Below are 20,773 nucleotides of genomic sequence, written 5' to 3'. Positions count from 1 at the left end.
ACCGTCGGACCTGCCCTTCCCGCTCAGTCCAGCGAAGGCGACCACGCCGGGTCGGAGGCGAAACCTTCCGTCGGCACCCTTTGTTCGTTGTATCCTGTCAGGTCGACCGTCCAAAGCTGCGGCCCGCCGCTAGCCCCCGGCGTATCGCGGAAGAACACCAGCACGCGGCCGTTGGGCGACCATGCCGGACCTTCGTTGTGATAGCCTTCCGTCAGGATGCGCTCACCCTGTCCGTCGGGCCTCATCACGCCGATCATGAAACGGCCCTGATGCATTTTCGTGAAAGCGATCAGATCGCCGCGCGGGGACCAGACGGGCGTCGAATAGCGGCCCGGGCCGAAACTGATCCGCTCCGCGCCGGAACCGTCGGCGTTCATCACGTAAAGCTGCTGCGATCCGCCACGGTCGGACTCGAATACGACCCGCGAGCCGTCCGGCGCGTAGGACGGGCTTGTGTCGATCGCGGGCGAATTCGTCAGCCGCGTCGTCCGCCGCGAGCGCAGATCCATCACGTAGATGTTGGAATTGCCGCCCTGCTGAAGGCTCATGACGACCTTTTGCCCGTCGGGCGAAAACCGCGGTGCGAAGGTCATGCCCGGGAAATTGCCGACGACCTCGCGCTGGCCCGTCTCGATGTTGAGAAGGTAAACACGCGGCGCCTCATCGGAGTAGGCCATATAAGTGACCTCCTGCCGCGTCGGCGAAAACCGGGGCGTCAGGACGAGCGAGTCTCCACGCGTCAGGTAGCGCACGTTCGCGCCGTCCTGATCCATGATGGCCAGCCGCTTGACGCGCTGGTCCTTCGGTCCGGACTCCGACACGAAGACGATGCGCGTATCGAAATAGCCTTTTTCGCCGGTCAGGCGCTCATAGACCGCATCGGCGATAATGTGCGCCAGCCGCCGCCAGTTGTCCGGCGTGGTGAAGAACTGCTGTCCCAGCATCTGCTCTCCGGCGAAAACATCCCAAAGGCGGAATTCCGCCCGCAAGCGGCCATCGCCTTGCCGGGTCACCGAACCGACGACAAGAGCCTGTGCGCCGATCGGGCGCCAGGAGCCGAATTGCGGCGGCGTGCCGACATTCACGTTCTGCTCGATGAAGCTTGCCGGATCGAGCGGGCGGAAGAGGCCCGAGCGCCTGAGGTCGGCCGAAATCACCGCGGAAACGTCCTTCGCGACCTCGGCATCGCCGCCGGGGCCGCTGAAGTCGGGAATGGCGATCGGCAGAGGTTCGACATTACCCTGCGTCACATCGATTTCCACCAGCGCATGCGCCGGCGCCGAGGCAAAGATTGCAACGAGCACGACAACACACGCCAAGGCGCTACCGGTTGACCTGGCCAAAGCACTCAGGCGCGAAGCCACCGTTGAAAACATGGAACGAGACTCCTCTCCGTTCTGGATACGTCTCACGGGCAAAGCCCTCATGAAGCGAATTTCTGATCTCATTTGCGAGATACCTCACCCGCCGAGCAGTTCGCGCGGGTCGAAATTGATGATGACCTCCCGCCAGGCCTCGTATTTGGCCGTCGGGAGCGAGTAGGGAGCACAGCGAAGGACAGCCCGCCGCGCGCTTTCCGCCGCGACGTTGAAAGACGGATTGCCGCTGGAATTAAGGACCTGGGGCGACAGGTCGACATCGCCGCCCGGCGTGAGAGACACTTTCAGGCGCACATTCAGATCATCCGCGCCGGCTGCGCCGATCGGCGGGTTCCAGCACCTGGCGATCTGGCTGCGCAATGCATCAAGCTCGGACTGCGACATCTGCACGTTCGACTGGCCCTTTTCGCTGCCAAGCGATGCCGGTGTCGAGGAGGACTGCGTTCCCCCGCCCGACGCATCTACCTTGTTCAAAAGCGCTGCGATCTGGTTGGGATTGAAGTCGTCCTGCTTCTTCTCGGGCTCGCGCCTTTGTGCGGTCTGCTGCACCTTCGGCGGCGGCGTGGGTTTGGAGCGCGGCTTGACGTTGACCGGCGGCGCTTCGGCAACCTTTTTCGGCTCCTCCGCTTTCTCGGGCACAGGCTCCGGCGCCTTGTCAGGCTGAGGCGCGGGCGGTGCCGGGGCGGGTTCCGCCGTTTTTTCCGGAGCCGGCGGCTCCGGCGCAGGCGCGGGAGGCGGCGTCGGCGCTGGCGTCGCCTCGGCCGGCTGCGCCGTTGCCTTCTTCGTCGCCGGCGTAGGCTGTTCGGCCTTGGCATCGCCCGTCTTGGCATCGGGGACCGGCGGCTCCTCGGCCTTCTTCTCCGTCGGTTTCGGGGCCTCTTCCTCGCGCAGTTCTGCCGTTTTTTCGCCCACCCGCAGCTTCGTCAGCTCGGAAATCGGGACCAGTTCCACCGGCAGGCTGTCCACCGGCGGCACGTCGAACGGGCGCGCGTCCGGAAAGGAGATCACTCCCCAGACCAAAATGGCCAGATGGCCAGCAGTGGAGGCGATGAGCCCGACGCGCATATGCCTAGTTCTGCTCCTCCAGCGTGACGAGACCAAGGCGCTTGTAGCCAGCGGCATTGATGCGTCCCATCACGCGCATGATGGTGCCATAATCGGCGTCTTGGTCGCCGCGGACGAAAATGCGCTCGTCGTAGCCGTTGGCGGCAATCGCCTCAAGTTTGGCCACGACTTCTTCCGGCGCGATTTCGGTGTCCTGAATGAAGACCTCGCCGGCGGATGTCACCGAAATTGTTATCGGCTCCTTGTCGCCTTCAAGCGGTTTCGCCTGCGATTCCGGCAGGTCGATCGGCACGCCCACGGTAAGGAGCGGGGCCGCAACCATGAAGATGATGAGAAGCACGAGCATGACATCGACGAACGGCGTGACGTTGATCTCGCTGAGCGGCTTCGAATGGCGCCGCCCGCCACGCCTGCGTCCGCCGGCCGAGCCGGCCCCGTTTACCTGCATGGCCATCGATCAAAGCCTCTCATCGATCTGACGCGACAAAATGGCCGAAAACTCGTCGGCAAAGCCTTCCATCCGCCCGCTGAGCTTGTTCGCGTCGGCCGAAAGCTTGTTGTAGGCGATGACGGCGGGAATCGCGGCGAGAAGGCCAAGCGCGGTGGCAAAGAGAGCCTCCGCGATGCCCGGCGCGACGACCGCAAGATTGGTGTTCTTGGATGCCGCGATCGCCTGGAATGCGGTCATGATGCCCCAGACCGTGCCGAACAGCCCGATGAAGGGCGCTGCCGCGCCGACCGTCGCAAGCACCAGAAGCCGACGCTCCAGCCGCTCCTGCTCGCGCGAGATCGTCACGTCCATGACCCGGTCGATGCGCTGCTGAAGGCTGTGCAGGGCGGGCTTAGCGCCTTCATGGCTGCGCTTCCATTCACGCATCGCCGCCACGAACAGCGCCGCCATGGAATGGTTCGCCCGGTTGGACAGCGTGCGGTAGAGTTCCTCAAGCGACTGGCCGGACCAGAACACCGTCTCGAAACGGTTCATCTGCCGTTTGGTGCGCGCGTAGAGAAACCACTTGTCGAATATGATCGCCCAGCACCACACCGATGCGGCGAGGAGCCCGATCATTACAAGCTTGACGACAATGTGCGCCTGAAAGAACAGCGACAGGAACGAAAAGTCGCTTTCTGCCGCAGCCACGGTCGTTTGCGCGAGAGCTTCAGATATCATCTAGTCTCGAACCTCTATCCAGCCGATACGAAGCGACGGCCTGTTCCGTTTCACATCCAATATCCGCCGGTCGGACACGCGGTCATGGCCTTGAGCCGTGTCCGGATTTCGACGTTCCGGGTTCATCTGCATTCAGGTGGACCTGCCTGAAAGCAGGAAAGTTCTTCACTTTCAAAGTGCTAGAGCTTTTTGTCCGCATTCCTCAAAAGACAGAACGCTCTAGTGACGCTTGATGATGGCGAAACTGGGACTTCGCCATGCTTGTCAAACGTGGCGATTAGGAGCCCGTTAAGGTTACGGACGCGTTAAAATCAAACAAAACTTGGCGTGATCATGACCATGCGTTGCAACAGTGTTGCAAACGGCAACGCTCAAGCCGTCCGACTTGCGATGGCAATATTTTCGTGATGCGTGAAAGCCCCGGTTTTCAAGTTGCGGCGGAAAGCCGCATGGCGAGGTCCCGGGGCAGGCGGCGAGGCTTGCCCTCACGCGAAATGACAGCGATCTCGACACGGGCCGACAGGAGAACTTCATTCTGCCGTCGTACGGACTGCGCGAGCCTCAGGCGCGCGCCCCGCGCTTCCTCGCAAGTCGTCACGATTTCGAGAACATCGTCGATACGCGCGGATTTGAGGAAGTCCAGCTCCATGTGGCGAACGGCGAAGACGAGCGCCTCGCCATAATGCCCGGCTTCCAGTTCGCGGTGGTGAATGCCGCAAAGTCTCAGGAAGTCGGACCGTCCGCGTTCCATGAACTTGAGGTATGCCGCATGGTAGACGATGCCGGTAAAATCCGTGTCCTCGTAGTAAACGCGAACGGGCAGGATGTGGCCATGATCGGTTAGCCGCCCGGCAAGATCCGGCCAGTCTGAACCGCCCTTTTCCTCACTCCTCATCGGCGAACAGCCCCATCTGCGGCAGATCCGCAGCCTGCGGCGGGCTAAGGCCAAGATGCCTGAACGCCAGTGCCGTGAGAATGCGCCCGCGCGGGGTCCTCTGCAGGTAACCGTTCTGGATGAGATAGGGCTCGACGATCTCCTCGATCGCGTCGCGCGGCTCCGATAGCGCTGCCGCGATCGTCTCGATGCCGACGGGACCGCCGCCGAAATTGACCGCGATCTGGGTCAGATACCTCCGGTCGAGCTGATCGAGGCCGGCGGCATCGACCTCAAGCTGCGTCAGCGCGCGATCGGCGATTTTCGCCGTCACCTGGCCGTCGCCCGCAACGATCGCGAAATCGCGCACGCGCCGCAGAAGACGCCCGGCGATCCTGGGCGTCCCGCGCGATCGTTTGGCGATCTCCGACGCGCCGTCGTCGGTCATGGAAAGGCCCAGAATGCGCGCGCCACGGCGCACGATGAACTCCAGTTCCTCCGTCGTGTAGAACTGAAGGCGCACGGGAATGCCGAAACGATCGCGCAACGGCGTCGTCAAAAGGCCGAGCCGCGTCGTGGCGGCGACAAGGGTGAACTTCGCCAGATCGATCTTCACCGAGCGCGCCGCCGGCCCCTCGCCAATGATCAGATCGAGCTGGAAATCCTCCATCGCCGGATAGAGCACTTCCTCCACCGCCGGATTGAGGCGATGGATTTCATCGATGAAGAGGACGTCGCGCTCTTCAAGGTTCGTCAGCAGCGCCGCAAGGTCGCCCGCCTTGGCGATCACCGGGCCCGAGGTCGCGCGGAAGTTGACGCCAAGCTCGCGCGCCATGATCTGAGCGAGAGTCGTCTTGCCAAGCCCCGGAGGACCCACGAAAAGCACATGGTCGAGCGCCTCGCCCCGCGCCTTGGCCGCCTCGATGAAAATCTTGAGATTGGCGCGCGCCAGCTTCTGGCCGATGAATTCGTCAAGCGCCTGCGGGCGCATGCTGGTGTCGATCTCATCGCCGCGAATTTCAGGGCTGACGAGGCGTTCCTCGCCGGTCATGTCGAAAGCTCCTTGAGGCCCTGGCGGATCAGCGTTTCGGCACCCGCGCCGTTACCGGCGGAAGCAAGCGCCTTGGCGACCGCATTCGTCGCCTGGATCTGGGAATATCCCAGATTGACGAGGGCAGAAACCGCGTCGCGAACCGAATCCGGAGCCGAGGACGCATTTTCATCCGGCGCTAGCACCGAAATCCCGGACTCGGCGATCGCAAGCGACGGCGTCTTTTCCTTGAGTTCGGAAATTATGCGCTCGGCCACGCGCTTGCCGACGCCCGGCGCGCGGGAAATCGTCGTCTTGTCGCCAAGCGCGATCGCGTTGGCGATTTCCGAGGCTTTCAGGACCCCCAGGACGCCAAGCGCCACCTTTGCGCCCACGCCCTGCACCGTCATGAGCAGGCGGAACCATTCGCGCTCCGCCTCGGCTGCGAAGCCGTAAAGGCGGATCAGATCCTCACGCACCATGGTTTCGATGAACAAGACCGCGGCCTCGCCAGTGCCGGGCAGCGTCTGCAACGTGCGCGACGGGCAATAGACCTGATAACCGACGCCATGCACGTCGAGGATGAGATGATCCTCGCCATAGCTGTCGACGGTGCCCTTGAGCTTGCCGATCATGAGGGAAGCGCTCCCGCCTGCCTGAGCCTTGCCGCCGGCACGTTGCGATGCTGCGCGTGGCAGATCGCGATGGCGAGCGCATCCGCCGCGTCGTCCGAATTGAAGGTGGCTTTCGGCATCAGCACCTTCACCATGGTGCGGATCTGCTCCTTTTCGGCATGCCCCGTGCCGACGACCGTCTTCTTTACGAGGTTCGGCGCATATTCACAGACATTGAGCCCGTAAAGCGCGGGAACGAGCATGGCGACGCCGCGCGCCTGGCCGAGCTTAAGCGTCGCCCCGGCATCCTTGTTGACGAAGGTGAGTTCGACGGCCGTTTCATCCGGATCGTGCCTGTCGATCACCTCCTTCAGCCCATCATGAAGCTGGCGCAGGCGATCCGCGAGGTCGCGGCGATTGTCGGAAGTTACCGTGCCGGACGATACAAAGGAGAGGCGGTTGCCGATAGTCTCGATCACGCCCCAGCCGGTCCGGCGGAGGCCCGGGTCGATACCGAGTATGCGAATCGCGTGATCCATAGAACAAAGCGGTAACGCCAAATTGCCTTTGACGCCAGCCAACTCGTAGCTAACCTCACTCAAATCCCCCGTTTTCGACCCTGTGAAAGCCTACTTCACGGTGGCGCGTCCAAGACAAGGCTTTTCATGTCCGCCTTTTTCGGCAAGCTCGACGGGCTCGGCATTTTCATCGTCATTTCCGCGATTGCCGTCGGCGGAGTCGTGCGTGGCTTTTCAGGCTTCGGTGCGGGAATGATTATCATGCCGATCGCGTCGACGACGGTGGATCCACGCCTCGCGGCGGCAATGCTCCTCGTCATCGACAGTCTCATAACGCTGCCGATCGTCATGCGTTCCGTGAGGATCTGCAACTGGAAGACCGTACTGCCCGCCGTTATCGGCGCGGCGTTTTTCGTTCCGGCCGGCGCCTATGTCCTGGCCGTAGCCGATACGCTGGCGCTGCGCTGGGCGATCACGATCATCGCCGCCATGCTTCTGGCGCTTCTTCTGTCAGGCTGGCGCTACAAGGGCACGCCGACAGCGCCCATCTCGTTCGGCGTCGGCGTCAGCTCCGGCTTTCTGGGAGGGGTCAGCCAGCTTGCCGGTCCACCGATGGTGGCGTTTTGGCTGTCGGGCCCGGAACCGCACTTCATCATCCGCGCCAATCTTATGGTGTTCTTCGCGCTCGCAAGCGTGATGACCTACGTTGCCTATGCAGTGAGCGGTTTCTTCACAAGCGACGTCTTGAGGCTGCTGGTGCTTGCGGTGCCGGTATACGGGTTCGCGATCTATCTGGGATCGCGCGGCTTCGGCAAGGCCGATCCGAAGATCTACCGTGCCGTCGCCTACTCGCTGATCGCGCTTGCCGTAATCGCCAGCATGCCGGCCCTTGACGATATCCTGCGCGCATCCGGGCAGTAGCCGCAGGACGCGCGCGGGATCGCGATTCACGCCGCCTGTATCGAGGCGATGAATTCCCTCATCTGGGCCTTGAGGCTGTTCGCCTGATCGGAAAGTCCGTTCGAACAGTCGCGGACATGACTTGAAACGGACCTCGTTGCGTCCACGCCCTCGGCTATCGCGCGCATCCCTTCCGAAACGTGCCCCGTTCCCTGCGAGGCGAAGGTGATGTTGCGCGTGATCTCTTCGGTCGCCGCCCCCTGTTCTTCCACGGCGGCGGAAATCGCGGTCGAGATTTCATTCATGCTTTGAATGGTGCTGGTAATCCCCTCGATCGAGGCGGCGGATTCCGTCGTGGCCGACTGGATTTCGCCGATCTGGGCCGCGATCTCTGCCGTGGCCTTCGAGGTCTGCTCGGCAAGTCCCTTCACCTCCGAAGCGACCACCGCAAAGCCCTTGCCCGCTTCGCCGGCGCGTGCCGCCTCGATGGTCGCATTGAGCGCGAGAAGGTTCGTCTGGCCGGCGATATCGCTGATCAGATTGACGATATCGCCGATCTTCTGGGATGCAGCCGTCAGCGAACGGATTTTCTCGTTGGACTTCGCGGCCTCCTCCACGGCGGAGGTCGAAATCTGGCTTGCCTCCTGCACCTGGCGGGCGATTTCGCGAACGCTCGCGGAAAGCTCTTCCGCTGCCGAGGCGACCGTCTGAACGTTCGACGCGGCATCGCCGGCAGCCGAGCTTGCCGCCGATGCATGGCCCGTCGTTTCCTCCGCAACCGTCCCGAGATTGTCCGACACCGCTTCCAGTTCGCTGATCTTTTCGACCACGACATCGACGATGGAGCCGACGGCGGTGTCGAGCTTCGAAGCCAACCTTTCCAGCGTCTCACGCCGGTTGCGCTCGCCGGCATCGAGATAGACGGAAAGGGCCAGCTCCATGTCGAGCAGCGAGGCCTTGACGATCGCCGACTGGATGCGCGCTATTTTCTCCGCATTGCCGCGCTTGAAGACCCCGCTTCCTCTTGTCGCGATTTCCTCTATCAGGCCGCTCATCATGAAATTGTAGCCGCCGATGTACCAGCGCGGCCCGAGCCCGAGCTTGTCGTGAACCTCGCCGATACGCGTCACCGAGGCGACATAGGCGTCATCGAATTTTCCTTCGGTGATGAGCGCCCAGTGGCGAAGCTGCATATCGCGGGCATGCTGCATGTGGGAGGTATCCCGGAAGAGCCGGGAGGTATCCTCGAATTCCGCGACGTGCTTGTAGAAGTTTTCGAGAACCTTCGGCAGCACCTCAAGGATAACCGGCCTGGCCTCGCGCAACGTGGCCTTCGTTTCCTCGGAAATCTGGTTGAAGGCGAGACGCTCGGTAATCGACTTTTGAGTGCTCATTGTTCCTCCGCAAGTGCCGTTCAATTATGCCGTAGGCTGCCTGCGGACAGGTATAGATATGCAGATATTACTCCGATCTAAACAATTGAAATTGCTCACGTTACGATATTCTAACGCAAAAATTGGCCAATTTCCGCGCAATGCCGCCCGGCAACGCCCGTGCGCCGCGCCGCAGTTATCGCCGATCACTCAAATATGATGCAAAAGCAATAAAAAGGCGCGGTCGCCCGCGCCCCTTGCCGATCGCCACAGCCACTCGCCCGACGGCCTCAGGCGGCCGTAAGGCTCGCCATGGTTTCGGCGTCGATGTCGTAATTCGCATAGACGTTCTGGACATCGTCGTCATCGTCGAGAAGCGCAAGCAGCTTGAGCATCGTCTGCGCCTTGTCGGCGTCGATCGGCGTGAGCGTCTGCGGCTTCCACACGGCGTTGATCGTTTCCGCCTCGCCGAGCGTTTCCTCGAGCGCCTTGGAGACATCGCCCAGATCTTCAAAGCTGCAGGTGATGGCGTGACCGTCCTCGTCGGACTGGACATCATCCGCACCAGCCTCGATCGCGGCTTCAAGCACGGCTTCCGCGTCGCCGGCTTCCGGCTTGTAGACGATCTCGCCCACGCGGTCGAACATGAAGGCGACCGAACCGGTTTCGCCCATGGAGCCGCCGCATTTCGTGAAATAGGAGCGCACATTGGATGCGGAGCGGTTGCGATTGTCCGTCAGCGCTTCGACGATGACCGCGACACCGCCGGGGCCATAGCCCTCGTAGCGGATTTCGTCGTAATTGTCGCCGTCGCCCGTCTGGGACTTGTTGATCGCCCGCTGGATATTGTCCTTGGGCATGGACTGGGCCTTGGCGTTCTGAACCGCCAGCCTCAGGCGCGGGTTTGAGTCCACATCCGGCCCGCCCACCTTCGCGGCAACGGTGATTTCCTTGGAAAGCTTGGAGAAAAGCTTCGAGCGGGCCGCATCCTGCCGGCCCTTGCGGTGCATGATGTTCTTGAATTGTGAATGTCCGGCCATCTCGGTTCTCGGCTCGTCTTTCCTGTCCGTCTGTAGTCACCCGAATCTGAAGTTCGTCTGTGTTCGCGGCATGCTCTGAACGAACTTCAGATTCAAAAGGGTGACCGGCAAATTTCTGTTTCCAGTGTGGTTTTCGAACTTGAAATACGTTCCGGCGACGGCTTCTGACTTGAGGCGTATTTCAAATTCACCACACTGGCTGCGGCACGCTTATAAGGGCGACGGCGAATAAAATCCAGAGATCGGCTCCGCGCGCGGTTTGCGGCGGCGAAGATGCGCCAGGCTTGACTATTGCGCTGCCGGCCAAAACGGCGGCCAGGCGGGCGAAAGCCGCCCGCCGATCCTGAGCGGAGCCACCGCCGTGGCGAGACCGCTCGTGTCGTCCACCTCCACGGCGACGCCGCAGACAGTGGGCGTGCCCTGGGCGGGCTGAAAGCGGCCCGACGGGATCTTGCGGATGAACCGGCTCACCGGCTCTTCCTTGTCCATGCCGATCACGGAATCATAGTCGCCGCACATCCCCGCATCGCTGAGATACGCCGTGCCGCCCGGCAGGATCTGGTGGTCCGCCGTCGGCACATGGGTATGGGTTCCCACCACGAGCGTCGCGCGCCCGTCCACGAAATGGCCGAGCGCCTGCTTTTCGCTCGTCGCCTCCGCATGAACGTCGATGACGACCGCATCCGCCACGTCGCCAAGCGGACAGGCGTCGAGTGCGGCTTCGACCCCGGCGAAGGGATCGTCGAGGCTCTCCATGAAAATCCGGCCCATGACGTTCATCACCAGAACGCGCGCGCCGTTTCTCGCGGTGAAGAGATTGGCACCGCGGCCGGGCGTTCCGGCCGGGAAATTGAGCGGGCGCAGCAGCCGCTCCTGACGTTCTATGAAGACGAGCGCCTCACGCTGGTCCCAGACGTGATTGCCGGTGGTCACGACATCGGCCCCGGCGTCCAGCACGTCCTGCATGATTTCCTCGGTGATGCCGAAGCCGCGCGCGGCGTTCTCGCCATTGACGATGACGAAGTCGAGCCGATTGTCCTCGATCAGCTGCGGCAATGCCTCAAGGGCGGCGGTGCGGCCTGCGCGGCCGACGAGATCTCCGAGAAAAAGCAGGCGCATAACGTTCGAACTACTCCGGGCAATGTATCACGGCGCCCTCCGTCACGATGGAGCGAAGCGGCTCGTCGTGGTCCTCGAAAGGCACTTCCTCCACTTCCTGTATGGAGAAAGCGATGCCGATGCAAATCGGATCGCCGGATCGCCGGAGTTTTGCGATCGCGCGGTCGTAGTATCCCTTGCCATAGCCGATGCGATGGCCGCGACGGTCGAATGCCGCGAGCGGCACCAGCATGACCTCAGGCGACAAGACGGGTGCGGAAGGTCCGGGCTCGACCGTGCCGAAGCCCGCCTGGACAAGTTGCGTCTCGCTGTCGAGCCGCCTGAACACCAGTTCCCCGTCGACGATCGCGGGAAGGCAAAGCGCATGCCCCCTGTCCGCGAGTATCTGCATCGCCGGACGCGGGTCGATCTCGTCGCGGATCGGCCAGAAGGCGGAAACGGCCGTTCCCGGCGGAATATCGAGCCCGCCGATCCGCCCGGCAAGATCGAGCGACGCCTCGATACGTTCTTCGGCCGAAAGCGTTCCCCGGCGCGCGAGTGCCGCGCGGCGAAGCTCTGCTTTCTTCGACCGGATTTCCGAAAGTGCCGTCACCTGCGTCTCCCGCACCTGCGCCCGGTTGCTTGCCGGGTTTGAACCCGGGCACAAACCTCGCAACGCTCCGCGTCCGGGTCAATCAGGCCCGGCGTCACGAATTGGCACCGATGCGACGCGGGACGGAAAAAGAACCTTCCCGCCGGCACCTGCAGGGCAAGAGGCAGGATGTGCAGCCGCCTCGACCGTTGGAGCTCGCAATCCCGGGAGACCTACATAAGTAGGTGGGCGCCGTTTTGCCCGAGACCACGGCCAAGGGCAGGGACAGCTCCCAAAGGATGCGTAAGGCCCCGAGAATATATCTCCAACGCGCCGCGCAGCCGCACCGGACGATCATATAGCTTCGAGCCGTGCCGAATGCCAGCGGTGAATCCTGACGTTTTTTTGTACGGAAATTCGCCCGCCCGATCCGGCGCCGGGCGCTTGGCCAAACCTGCTACCGGCGACGAATTGACGCGGTTATGTTTTCCGCGATCGCCTCGATACGCTCGGAGGCTTCGTTCAGCCCGTCCACGAGCTTCTTTCGGTCCTGCTCGATATCTTCCGCCAGTTCCGAGTGACCGTTGTGCAGCGTGGAATTCTCATCCTGCAGCGCCTTCAGTCGCCTTTGAGCCTCGCTCAACTCGTCGGTGACCATGATGCCGGCCATGACCGTGAGCCTGAGGTCGCCGATCTCGCCGAAACTCTCGCGCAAGGTTTCTATGTAGCCGTCGAAACGTTCGGCGAGCGACGTCAGCCGCTCCTCTTCGCCCTCGTCGCACGCCATGCGAAAGCTGCGGCCGTTTATCGTCACTGTTATTTGCGGCATTGCCGGTCAGCCTCCGTGCGCTTCCAGAACGGTGCGGATCGACTCCATCGCCGAAACGAGCCGGCGCGAAACCTCCCGGTTGGCTTCCTCCAGCCGCGTTGCGCGCGCTTCCGCCTTATCCAGGGTTTCGGCCAGCTGGGAGCGGTCTTCACCCAGGCGCTGCAGTTCGTCCTGCAGAGATCCGAGCGACGTATCGGCATCGAGCCGCCGCTCCACGGCACTTTCGAGTTTGGATATCGCCTGGGACAAACGCTGAAGCGAAGCGTCGACCGCCGGCGTCGCATCCGGATTTTCGCTCATGGCCATTTTCTCAAGCGGATTATGCCTCTTTTCGACTTCCGTTCGCTTTCGAACGATCTTCCGGCTCGCCGCGGTCCGGCCGGCAACTTTCATTCCGTTCGCGCTATCATATTTACGTAGCGTCATAAATCTCAAGAATGCGCGATTCCTTTCGAATACGATAGATTCGGCGAAATTTAAGCGAAACTATCCGGCGAGGGGAAAAACCGTCAACGGTCAACGACATTTCATGCAACGGCAATATTCGAAGGCTCCGTTGCTGTCGGGCTTTGTTGACTCGGCGAACGTTCCTGATATGTGTCGTGGCGCCTGACGGAACGGCCCCGGATTTCGCGGTTTGCGGCGAACAATCCGGTATCCGCCGTTCACGGGAAGGCCACGCCAACTGAATTGTGACGACCCGCCCGGGCCGGGCTGAGCGACGGATATTCGATGACCGATCTTGCCAAACACAATCGCATGGCCAATGCGATCCGTTTTCTTTCCGCCGATGCCGTAGAGAAGGCGAAATCGGGGCATCCGGGGCTGCCCATGGGCATTGCCGATGTCGCGACCGTCCTGTTCGGGCAATTTCTGAAATACGACCCGACGAAGCCCGACTGGCCGGATCGCGACCGCTTCGTGCTCTCAGCCGGGCACGGTTCGATGCTGCTTTATTCCGTTCACTATCTGCTGGGTTCGGAAGATTTCACGATCGACCAGCTGAAGAACTTCCGCCAGCTCGGCTCTCTCACCGCCGGCCATCCGGAATACGGGCACGGCGCCGGTGTGGAAACGACCACCGGCCCGCTCGGCCAGGGACTCGCCAACGCCGTAGGCATGGCGATCGCCGAACGCCATTTGTCGGAGGAGTTCGGCCCCAGTCTCGTCGATCACCACACCTATGCGATCGTCGGCGACGGCTGCCTGATGGAAGGCATCAGCCAGGAGGCGATCTCGCTTGCGGGCCATCTCAAGCTCAGGAAGCTTATCGTCATCTGGGACGACAACGGCATCTCGATCGACGGCAAGGTCTCCCTTTCCGACAGCACCGACCAGATCGAGCGCTTCGAGGCGAGCGGCTGGGAAACGATCTCCATCGACGGCCACGATCCGGCGGCGATCGCCGCCGCCCTTTCAAGCGCGCGCGAGTCGGACAAGCCGACGCTGATCGCCGCCAAGACCACCATCGGCTACGGTGCGCCCAACAAGGGCGGCACGGAAAAAGTCCACGGCTCGCCGCTTGGCGCAGAAGAGCTTGAAGCCGCGCGCAAGGCGCTCGGCTGGGACGCTGCGCCCTTCGAGGTGCCTTCCGACATTCTGGATTCCTGGCGTATCGCCGGCCTTCGCTCCGGCCAGGCCCGCAAGGAGTGGGAAAAGCGCCTGGCGGAAACCGACGGCGAGGCGCGCGGCGAATTCGAGCGCCGCATGCGCGGCGACCTGCCCGCAGGTTTCAAGGGCGCGCTCGACGCGCTCAAGAAAAAACTCGCCGCAGAACAGCCGAACGTCGCGACCCGCAAGGCTTCAGAGCGGATCCTCGGCACCATCAACGAGGCCGTGCCGGAAACCATCGGCGGTTCGGCCGACCTGACCGGCTCCAACAACACCAAGACCGCCCAGACCAAGTCCATCACGCCGGACGATTTCTCGGGGCGCTACATCCATTGGGGCATCCGCGAGCACGGCATGGCCGCCGGCATGAACGGCATGGCGCTGCATGGCGGGGTGATCCCCTATTCCGGGACTTTCCTTGTCTTTTCCGACTATGCACGCCCGGCAATGCGCCTTTCCGCGCTCATGAAGCAGCGCGTCATCCACGTCATGACGCATGATTCCATCGGCCTTGGCGAAGACGGTCCGACCCACCAGCCGGTCGAGCACTACGCGGCGCTGCGCGCGATCCCCAATCTCAACTTCTTCCGCCCGGCCGATATCACCGAGACGCTGGAATGCTGGGAACTGGCCCTCGAATCGCGCAAAACACCGAGCGTGCTCGCGCTTACTCGCCAGAATCTGGCCTCGGTTCGCAAGACATACGACGCGGAGAATCTCTGCGCCCGCGGAGCCTATATCCTTGACGACAGCGCGGACGATCCGGCGGTCACGATCTTCGCCTCCGGCTCCGAAGTGGGCCTTGCGATCGAGGCCAAGGCGCTGCTTGCCGCCGAGGGCATCCAGACCCGCGTCGTCTCCGTGCCGTCCTTCGAACTGTTCGAGGCGCAATCGGAAGACTACAAGGCCTCGATCGTAGGCGATGCGCCGGTGAAGATCGCCGTGGAAACCGGCATCCGCATGGGGTGGGACCGTTTCATCGGCGCCGACGGCATCTTCGTCGGCATGACCGGCTTCGGCGCGAGCGCCCCCTATCAGGCGCTTTACGAGCATTTCGGAATAACGAAGGAAGCCGTCGCCGCCGCGGCGAAGGCGCGTCTTCACGAAAAGGTTGAAGGCTGAACGTCCGATTGGGCCTTGCGGCGGCTCGGGTGAGGCGCGACACAGGCACCTTATGTATGACGATTGCGACGCGTCCCGTCCGTTTTCCTCAAGCTCCCCGGTCATCCGGGCGCGGGACGGCGAGCCGAGCAACAGGATGATGGAGTGAAACATGGCGGTTAAAGTAGCGATCAACGGTTTCGGGCGTATCGGACGCAACGTTCTGCGCGCGATCATCGAAAGCGGCCGCACGGATATTGAAGTCGTTGCGATCAACGATCTCGGTCCGGTGGAAACCAATGCGCACCTTCTGCGTTACGATTCCGTCCATGGCCGCTTCCCCGCGACGGTGACGGTCGAAGGCGACACGATCGACGTCGGCCGCGGCCCGATGAAGGTCACGGCCCTTCGCGACCCGAAGGAACTGCCCTGGGGCGAGCTTGGCGTCGACATCGCGCTGGAGTGCACCGGCATCTTCGTCACGCGCGAAAAGGCCGCCGTGCATCTGGAAAACGGTTCCAAGCGCGTTCTGGTCTCCGCTCCCGCTTCCGGCGCGGACAAGACGATCGTCTTTGGCGTCAACGACGAAACGCTGACGAAGGACGACATCGTCGTCTCCAATGCCTCCTGCACGACGAACTGTCTCGCCACCACCGCTCACGTGCTGCACAACGCGGTCGGCATCCAGACGGGCTTCATGACGACGGTCCACTCCTATACGGGTGACCAGCCGACGCTCGACACCATGCACAAGGACCTTTACCGGGCGCGCGCCGCCGCCGTGTCGATGATCCCGACCTCGACGGGCGCGGCCAAGGCCGTGGGCCTCGTGCTGCCGGACCTCGCGGGAAAGCTCGACGGCGTGTCGATCCGCGTTCCCACGCCGAATGTCTCGGTCATCGACTTCAAGTTCATCGCCAAGCGCGACACCACGCCCGAAGAGATCAACGAAGCGGTCCGCGCGGCCGTGGACGGTCCGATGAAAGGCACCTTCGGCTATACGGACGAACCGAACGTGTCGATCGACTTCAACCATGATCCGCGCTCGTCGATCTTCCACCTCGATCAGACCAAGGTCATGGACAACCGCTTCTGCCGCGTGCTTGCCTGGTACGACAACGAGTGGGGCTTCTCCAACCGCATGGGCGACACCGCCGTGGCAATGGCGAAGCTGATCTGACAAAATAAAAAGGCCCGTTCGAAAGAGCGGGCCTTTTTCTTCGGACGAGAACCGTATCTGGCCGACCGGGAATGAAACGCCCGGCGGCAATTCTTTTTCCGGTGGACTGACATGACATTCAAGACCCTCGACGACGCCAACCTCAAAGGCAAGCGCGTGCTGACCCGCGTAGACCTCAACGTGCCGATGGATGCCGGTATCGTGACGGACTACACGCGCATCGACCGCGTATTGCCGACGATCCGGGAAATTTCGGAAAAGGGCGGCAAAGTCATCCTGATGGCCCATTTCGGCCGCCCGAAGGGCAAGGCTGTACCGGAAATGAGCTTGCGGCCCGTGGCGCTTGCGCTGTCCGAACGTCTCGAGGCGCCCGTTGGCTTCGTTGAGGATTGCATAGGTCCGGCCGCGAAATCCGCCGTCGACGGCATGTCGGACGGCGAAATCCTGCTTCTGGAAAACACGCGGTTTCACCCCGGCGAGGAAAAGAACGAGCCTGAGTTCGTCGCAGCACTTGCCGAAAACGGCGATGCTTTCGTCAATGATGCCTTTTCCGCCGCCCATCGCGCACATGCATCGACGGAAGGGCTTGCCCATCATATGCCGGCCTATGCCGGACGCACGATGCAGGCGGAGCTCGAAGCGCTTCAACTCGCGCTTTCGACGCCGGAACGCCCCGTTCTGGCGGTCGTTGGTGGGGCCAAGGTTTCGTCCAAGATCGATCTTCTGGAAAACCTCGTCGCCAAGGTCGACATGCTGGTGATCGGCGGCGGCATGGCCAACACGTTTCTCGCAGCGGATGGCGTGAACATCGGCAAGTCGCTTTGCGAGCACGACCTCACGGATACCGCCCGCGCGATCAAGGCGGCAGCGGAAAAGGCCGGTTGCGAGATCGTGCTGCCCGTCGACGCCGTCATCGCGCGCGAATTCAAGGCGGGCGCCGCCAGCGAAACCGTGTCGCTGGATGCGATCCCGGATGACGCCATGATCCTCGACGTCGGTCCGGCGTCCATCGAGGTCGTCAACGCGAGGATCGACAAGGCCAAGACGCTTGTGTGGAACGGGCCGCTCGGCGCTTTCGAGATCGAACCTTTCGACAGGGCGACCGTGGCCGCGGCCCGCCACGCGGCGGAGCGCACGAAGGCGGGCGAACTGAAATCCGTCGCCGGCGGAGGCGATACCGTATCCGCGCTCAATCATGCGGGCGTGGCCGAGGACTTCTCTTACGTCTCGACGGCGGGCGGCGCGTTTCTGGAGTGGCTTGAGGGCAAGGAACTGCCCGGCGTCGCCGCCCTCGAATAGCAACATTCCATTTTTACGGGTAGACTCACGTCCATCTGGATTTCCAGGGCGAGCTGCTGGAAAAGCGGACACGGTCGCTGTGTACTAAGGGAGACCAAAAGAAATGGCCCGCATCACGCTTCGTCAACTACTCGATCACGCCGCCGAGCACGATTACGGTGTGCCTGCCTTCAACATCAACAACATGGAGCAGGCGCTGTCGATCATGGCGGCAGCCGATTCCGTCGACGCGCCGGTAATCATCCAGGCAAGCAGGGGCGCGCGCGCCTATGCGCATGACGTCATGCTTCGCCACATGATGGACGCCGTCGTGGAAATCTATCCGCACATCCCCGTGTGCGTGCATCTCGACCACGGCAACAATCCCGCCACCTGCATGACGGCCATCCAGGCCGGCTTCACATCCGTGATGATGGACGGATCGCTGATGGAGGACGGCAAGACGCCCGCCGACTGGACCTACAACGTCGGGGTAACGAAGACCGTAGCGGACATGGCCCATCTCGGCGGCATATCCGTGGAAGGCGAGCTCGGCGTGCTGGGGTCGCTGGAAACCGGCATGGGCGACAAGGAAGACGGGCATGGCGCGGAAGGCAAACTCAGCCACGATCAGCTTCTGACCGATCCGGAAGAGGCGGTAAAGTTCGTGCGTGAAACCAAGGTGGACGCGCTCGCCATCGCCATGGGCACTTCGCATGGTGCATACAAGTTCACGCGCAAGCCCGACGGCGAGATCCTCGCCATGCATGTGATCGAGGAAATCCACCGCCGCCTGCCCGATACGCACCTCGTCATGCACGGCTCGTCGTCCGTGCCGCAGGAGCTGCAGGACATAATCAACAAATACGGCGGCGAAATCCCCCAGACATGGGGCGTGCCGGTGGAAGAAATCCAGCGCGGCATCAAGAACGGCGTGCGCAAGATCAACATCGACACCGACAACCGCATGGCGCTGACCGGCCAGATCCGCCGCGTTCTTTCCGAACACCCGGGCGAATTCGATCCGCGCAAGTACCTGAAGCCGGCGATGGAAGCCATGACGAAGCTCTGCGCGGAACGGCTGGAGCTTTTCAACACCGCCGGTCAGGCGGGCAAGATCAAGCCGATACCGCTCGCCGAAATGGCCAAGCGCTACCAGTCGGGCGAGCTTGATCCCAAGATCGGCTGACGGCGGAAACCTTCCTGCAACAAGACAGAGGGGCGCCATGGCCCCTCTTTTGCCCCCTTGCTCTCTTACGTTGGCCGTGACATCAACGCCTTAACGTTAATTCACGTACCGAACGGTCGTGCTCCGCAGCGGGCGGAAGGGAGCCTGTCACATTGCATCCGCGTCTTTTTCTCGTAACTCCCGCCTCCTATGAACTGGAGGCATTCCTCCCGGCGCTTGAAAGCGCGTTTTCCGGTGGCGATATCGCCACGCTCCTGATCGCCGGCAACGGGCTGGAGGAAAGCGCGCTGCAGCGGATTGCGACCCGCGTCGTTCCGCTTGCCCAGAAATCCGACGTCGCGGTACTGATCGAAAACAGCACGCGCGTTGCCGGCCGTGTGCATGCCGACGGGGTGCACTGCACCGCACGGATCGAGGATGTCAAACTGGCTGTCGAAAGCTTCTCGCCGCGACTGATCGTGGGCGCGGGCGCGATTTTTTCCCGCCACGAAGCCATGGAACTCGCCGAAACCGGCATCGATTATGTCTTCTTTGGCCGCATCGACCGGGAGGATACGCCGGAAGCGCATCGAAAGACGCTTGAATTCTCCGCCTGGTGGGCGAACCTATTCGAAGTGCCCTGCGTGGCATTCGCCGGCTCCGACATGACCTCGGTGAAGGAATGCGCGGCAACCGGCGCCGAATTCGTGGCGGTTCGCGACGTCGTCTGGCAGCACCCGGAAGGCCCTGCGGCGGGCGTGCGCGAGGCGAATGCCATTCTTGCAGGGTTCGAGCTGAGCGAGGCCGAAGGTTAATGATCTTGCCGCTGCGTCTCATCCCGGTCATTGCGCTTTCCGCCTGTCTTTGGCTTGCGGAAAACGCGGAAACGGCCGCGCAGACGAACGCGGCGCAGAAAACGCAGACCCTGCCGCCAGCCGAAGAACGGCAACCGGAAGAGCAAAAGAGCCTGCCGGTCTTTCCAAGCCCGATCGACATCGCCCCGCCCCTGCCCGTTTCAGTGGAGGGCGAGGGCCGGGATTTTGCATATGGCGCGTTTCAGCGCGGCTGGTACCTGACGGCCTTTTCCCTTGCCACGCCGCTTGCCGAAGCCGGGAATGCGCAATCACAGACCCTGATCGGCGTGCTTTACGAAGCCGGATACGGCATCTCCCAGGACAAGGAGAAGGCGGCGAGCTGGTACGAACTGGCAACCAATGCCGGCGACAGACGCGCCGCCGTGCGCCTTGCGCTTTTGTATCTGGCCGGCGACGGTGTGCCACAGGACAAGGAAAAGGCCGCCGAGCTTTTCGAGATCGGAGCGCAGGCGAACGTGCCGGAGGCGATATACAATCTCGCCGTGCTCTATCAGTCAGGCGAAGGACGGCCCTTTGATCCTGTTCGGGCGCTCGAACTGCTCAAACAGGCTGCCGAACTCGGCGATACGGATGCGCAATATTCCCTGGCGCTCGTGCTGCTTGAGGGAACCGAGGAGGAGCGCGACGAGCGCCTCGGCGCTTTCTGGATGGGCAGGGCCGCCCGCCGGGGCTATGTGGCGGCGCAGGTCTACTACGGCATCCTGCGGTTCCAGGGCCGCGGCGTCGACCCGAACGAGAGCGAGGCCGCCGACTGGTTCGAAAGGGCGGCGCGTGCCGGCAATCCGGTTGCCATGAACCGGCTTGCCCGGATCTATTTCGCCGGACGCGGGCGCGAGGTGGACCTGGTGGAAGGCGCCAAATGGCACCTTCTGGCCCGTTCCGCCGGCGTATCGGACCTTCAGCTTGACGGCCAAATTTCCTCCTTGAGCGTGGACGAACGCGAGAAGGCGCGCGAAAAGGCGCTCGCCTTCGGTCAGGTCATACCGGCGGCTCCGGTCGATCCCGCCGCCGAAAGCCCGTGACAATCGATACCGCCGAACCGCACAATTTGGCGATTTTGCTTGATCCCCGCCCGGT

Annotated in this window: 21 protein-coding genes and 1 other RNA gene; 7 read left to right on the top strand and 15 right to left on the bottom strand. The window is 62.5% G+C overall.

Annotated elements, in window-relative coordinates:
* Positions 1-23: 23 nt before the first annotated feature.
* From tolB to ruvC, 8 genes are all read right to left on the bottom strand, one after another.
* Positions 24-1,376, bottom strand: a complete 1,353-nt coding sequence (gene tolB / locus GR183_RS10840) for a Tol-Pal system beta propeller repeat protein TolB (RefSeq protein ID WP_160775584.1) — start codon at positions 1,374-1,376, stop codon at positions 24-26.
* An 84-nt stretch (positions 1,377-1,460) separates the two neighbouring features.
* Entirely contained in the window at positions 1,461-2,444 is a 984-nt protein-coding gene (tolA, locus tag GR183_RS10835) for a cell envelope integrity protein TolA (RefSeq protein WP_160775583.1), read from the bottom strand.
* A 4-nt stretch (positions 2,445-2,448) separates the two neighbouring features.
* Positions 2,449-2,898 (bottom strand): protein TolR, encoded by a 450-nt coding sequence (gene tolR / locus GR183_RS10830; protein ID WP_160775582.1) that lies wholly within the window; start codon positions 2,896-2,898, stop codon positions 2,449-2,451.
* Between the two features lie 3 nt (positions 2,899-2,901).
* On the bottom strand, positions 2,902-3,615 hold the full coding sequence (gene tolQ, locus GR183_RS10825; RefSeq protein ID WP_160775581.1) for a protein TolQ: 714 nt from the start codon (positions 3,613-3,615) through the stop codon (positions 2,902-2,904).
* A gap of 427 nt (positions 3,616-4,042) precedes the next feature.
* Positions 4,043-4,510: a tol-pal system-associated acyl-CoA thioesterase gene (gene ybgC / locus GR183_RS10820; RefSeq protein WP_160775580.1), complete on the bottom strand. Its 468-nt coding sequence runs from the start codon at positions 4,508-4,510 to the stop codon at positions 4,043-4,045.
* The gene (gene ruvB / locus GR183_RS10815) at positions 4,500-5,540 is read right to left on the bottom strand and encodes a Holliday junction branch migration DNA helicase RuvB (RefSeq protein ID WP_160775579.1); all 1,041 of its coding nucleotides are present in this window, start codon (positions 5,538-5,540) and stop codon (positions 4,500-4,502) included. The genes ybgC and ruvB overlap by 11 nt, the downstream gene beginning before the upstream one ends.
* The gene (ruvA, locus tag GR183_RS10810) at positions 5,537-6,154 is read right to left on the bottom strand and encodes a Holliday junction branch migration protein RuvA (RefSeq protein WP_160775578.1); all 618 of its coding nucleotides are present in this window, start codon (positions 6,152-6,154) and stop codon (positions 5,537-5,539) included. The genes ruvB and ruvA overlap by 4 nt, the downstream gene beginning before the upstream one ends.
* A complete protein-coding gene (gene ruvC / locus GR183_RS10805; RefSeq protein ID WP_160775577.1) occupies positions 6,151-6,672 on the bottom strand; it encodes a crossover junction endodeoxyribonuclease RuvC in 522 nt (173 codons plus the stop codon). Before ruvC ends, ruvA begins: the two co-directional genes overlap by 4 nt.
* Positions 6,673-6,798: 126 nt before the next feature.
* Here ruvC and GR183_RS10800 point away from each other — a divergent pair, with 126 nt between their 5' ends.
* Positions 6,799-7,572 carry a sulfite exporter TauE/SafE family protein gene (locus GR183_RS10800; protein WP_202395982.1) on the top strand — a complete coding sequence of 258 codons (774 nt, stop codon included), beginning with the start codon at positions 6,799-6,801 and terminating at the stop codon, positions 7,570-7,572.
* 26 nt (positions 7,573-7,598) lie between these two features.
* Here GR183_RS10800 and GR183_RS10795 read toward each other — a convergent pair whose 3' ends face one another.
* From GR183_RS10795 to GR183_RS10765, 7 genes are all read right to left on the bottom strand, one after another.
* A complete protein-coding gene (locus GR183_RS10795) occupies positions 7,599-8,945 on the bottom strand; it encodes a globin-coupled sensor protein (protein ID WP_160775576.1) in 1,347 nt (448 codons plus the stop codon).
* 269 nt (positions 8,946-9,214) lie between these two features.
* Positions 9,215-9,964 carry a YebC/PmpR family DNA-binding transcriptional regulator gene (locus tag GR183_RS10790; RefSeq protein ID WP_160775575.1) on the bottom strand — a complete coding sequence of 250 codons (750 nt, stop codon included), beginning with the start codon at positions 9,962-9,964 and terminating at the stop codon, positions 9,215-9,217.
* Between the two features lie 288 nt (positions 9,965-10,252).
* Positions 10,253-11,083, bottom strand: coding sequence for a TIGR00282 family metallophosphoesterase (locus GR183_RS10785; protein ID WP_160775574.1), 831 nt, complete (start codon positions 11,081-11,083; stop codon positions 10,253-10,255).
* Between the two features lie 10 nt (positions 11,084-11,093).
* A complete protein-coding gene (locus GR183_RS10780; protein WP_160775573.1) occupies positions 11,094-11,675 on the bottom strand; it encodes a 5-formyltetrahydrofolate cyclo-ligase in 582 nt (193 codons plus the stop codon).
* A gap of 169 nt (positions 11,676-11,844) precedes the next feature.
* A non-coding RNA gene (gene ssrS, locus GR183_RS10775) (6S RNA) lies at positions 11,845-12,001 on the bottom strand.
* Between the two features lie 110 nt (positions 12,002-12,111).
* Positions 12,112-12,483 carry a cell division protein ZapA gene (locus GR183_RS10770; protein WP_160775572.1) on the bottom strand — a complete coding sequence of 124 codons (372 nt, stop codon included), beginning with the start codon at positions 12,481-12,483 and terminating at the stop codon, positions 12,112-12,114.
* A gap of 6 nt (positions 12,484-12,489) precedes the next feature.
* Positions 12,490-12,789 (bottom strand): DUF4164 domain-containing protein, encoded by a 300-nt coding sequence (locus GR183_RS10765; protein WP_376765764.1) that lies wholly within the window; start codon positions 12,787-12,789, stop codon positions 12,490-12,492.
* Positions 12,790-13,215: 426 nt separating this feature from the next.
* Here GR183_RS10765 and tkt point away from each other — a divergent pair, with 426 nt between their 5' ends.
* The 6 genes from tkt (at position 13,216) to GR183_RS10735 (ending at position 20,718) form a co-directional block, all read left to right on the top strand.
* Entirely contained in the window at positions 13,216-15,216 is a 2,001-nt protein-coding gene (gene tkt / locus GR183_RS10760) for a transketolase (RefSeq protein ID WP_160775570.1), read from the top strand.
* A gap of 151 nt (positions 15,217-15,367) precedes the next feature.
* Entirely contained in the window at positions 15,368-16,375 is a 1,008-nt protein-coding gene (gap, locus tag GR183_RS10755) for a type I glyceraldehyde-3-phosphate dehydrogenase (protein ID WP_160775569.1), read from the top strand.
* A gap of 111 nt (positions 16,376-16,486) precedes the next feature.
* Positions 16,487-17,674, top strand: coding sequence for a phosphoglycerate kinase (locus GR183_RS10750; protein WP_160775568.1), 1,188 nt, complete (start codon positions 16,487-16,489; stop codon positions 17,672-17,674).
* A 103-nt stretch (positions 17,675-17,777) separates the two neighbouring features.
* A complete protein-coding gene (fba, locus tag GR183_RS10745; protein WP_160775567.1) occupies positions 17,778-18,842 on the top strand; it encodes a class II fructose-bisphosphate aldolase in 1,065 nt (354 codons plus the stop codon).
* A gap of 152 nt (positions 18,843-18,994) precedes the next feature.
* Complete coding sequence (locus GR183_RS10740) at positions 18,995-19,636, top strand: thiamine phosphate synthase (RefSeq protein ID WP_160775566.1); 642 nt, start codon at positions 18,995-18,997, stop codon at positions 19,634-19,636.
* Complete coding sequence (locus GR183_RS10735) at positions 19,636-20,718, top strand: tetratricopeptide repeat protein (protein ID WP_160775565.1); 1,083 nt, start codon at positions 19,636-19,638, stop codon at positions 20,716-20,718. Before GR183_RS10740 ends, GR183_RS10735 begins: the two co-directional genes overlap by 1 nt.
* Positions 20,719-20,773 lie beyond the last annotated feature (55 nt).

The sequence above is a fragment of the Stappia sediminis genome, from assembly GCF_009826895.1.
In the GTDB taxonomy this organism is placed as follows: domain Bacteria; phylum Pseudomonadota; class Alphaproteobacteria; order Rhizobiales; family Stappiaceae; genus Hongsoonwoonella; species Hongsoonwoonella sediminis.
The sequence above is the reverse complement of the archived record's forward strand: the minus strand, read 5'-3'. Positions and strand labels throughout refer to the sequence as shown.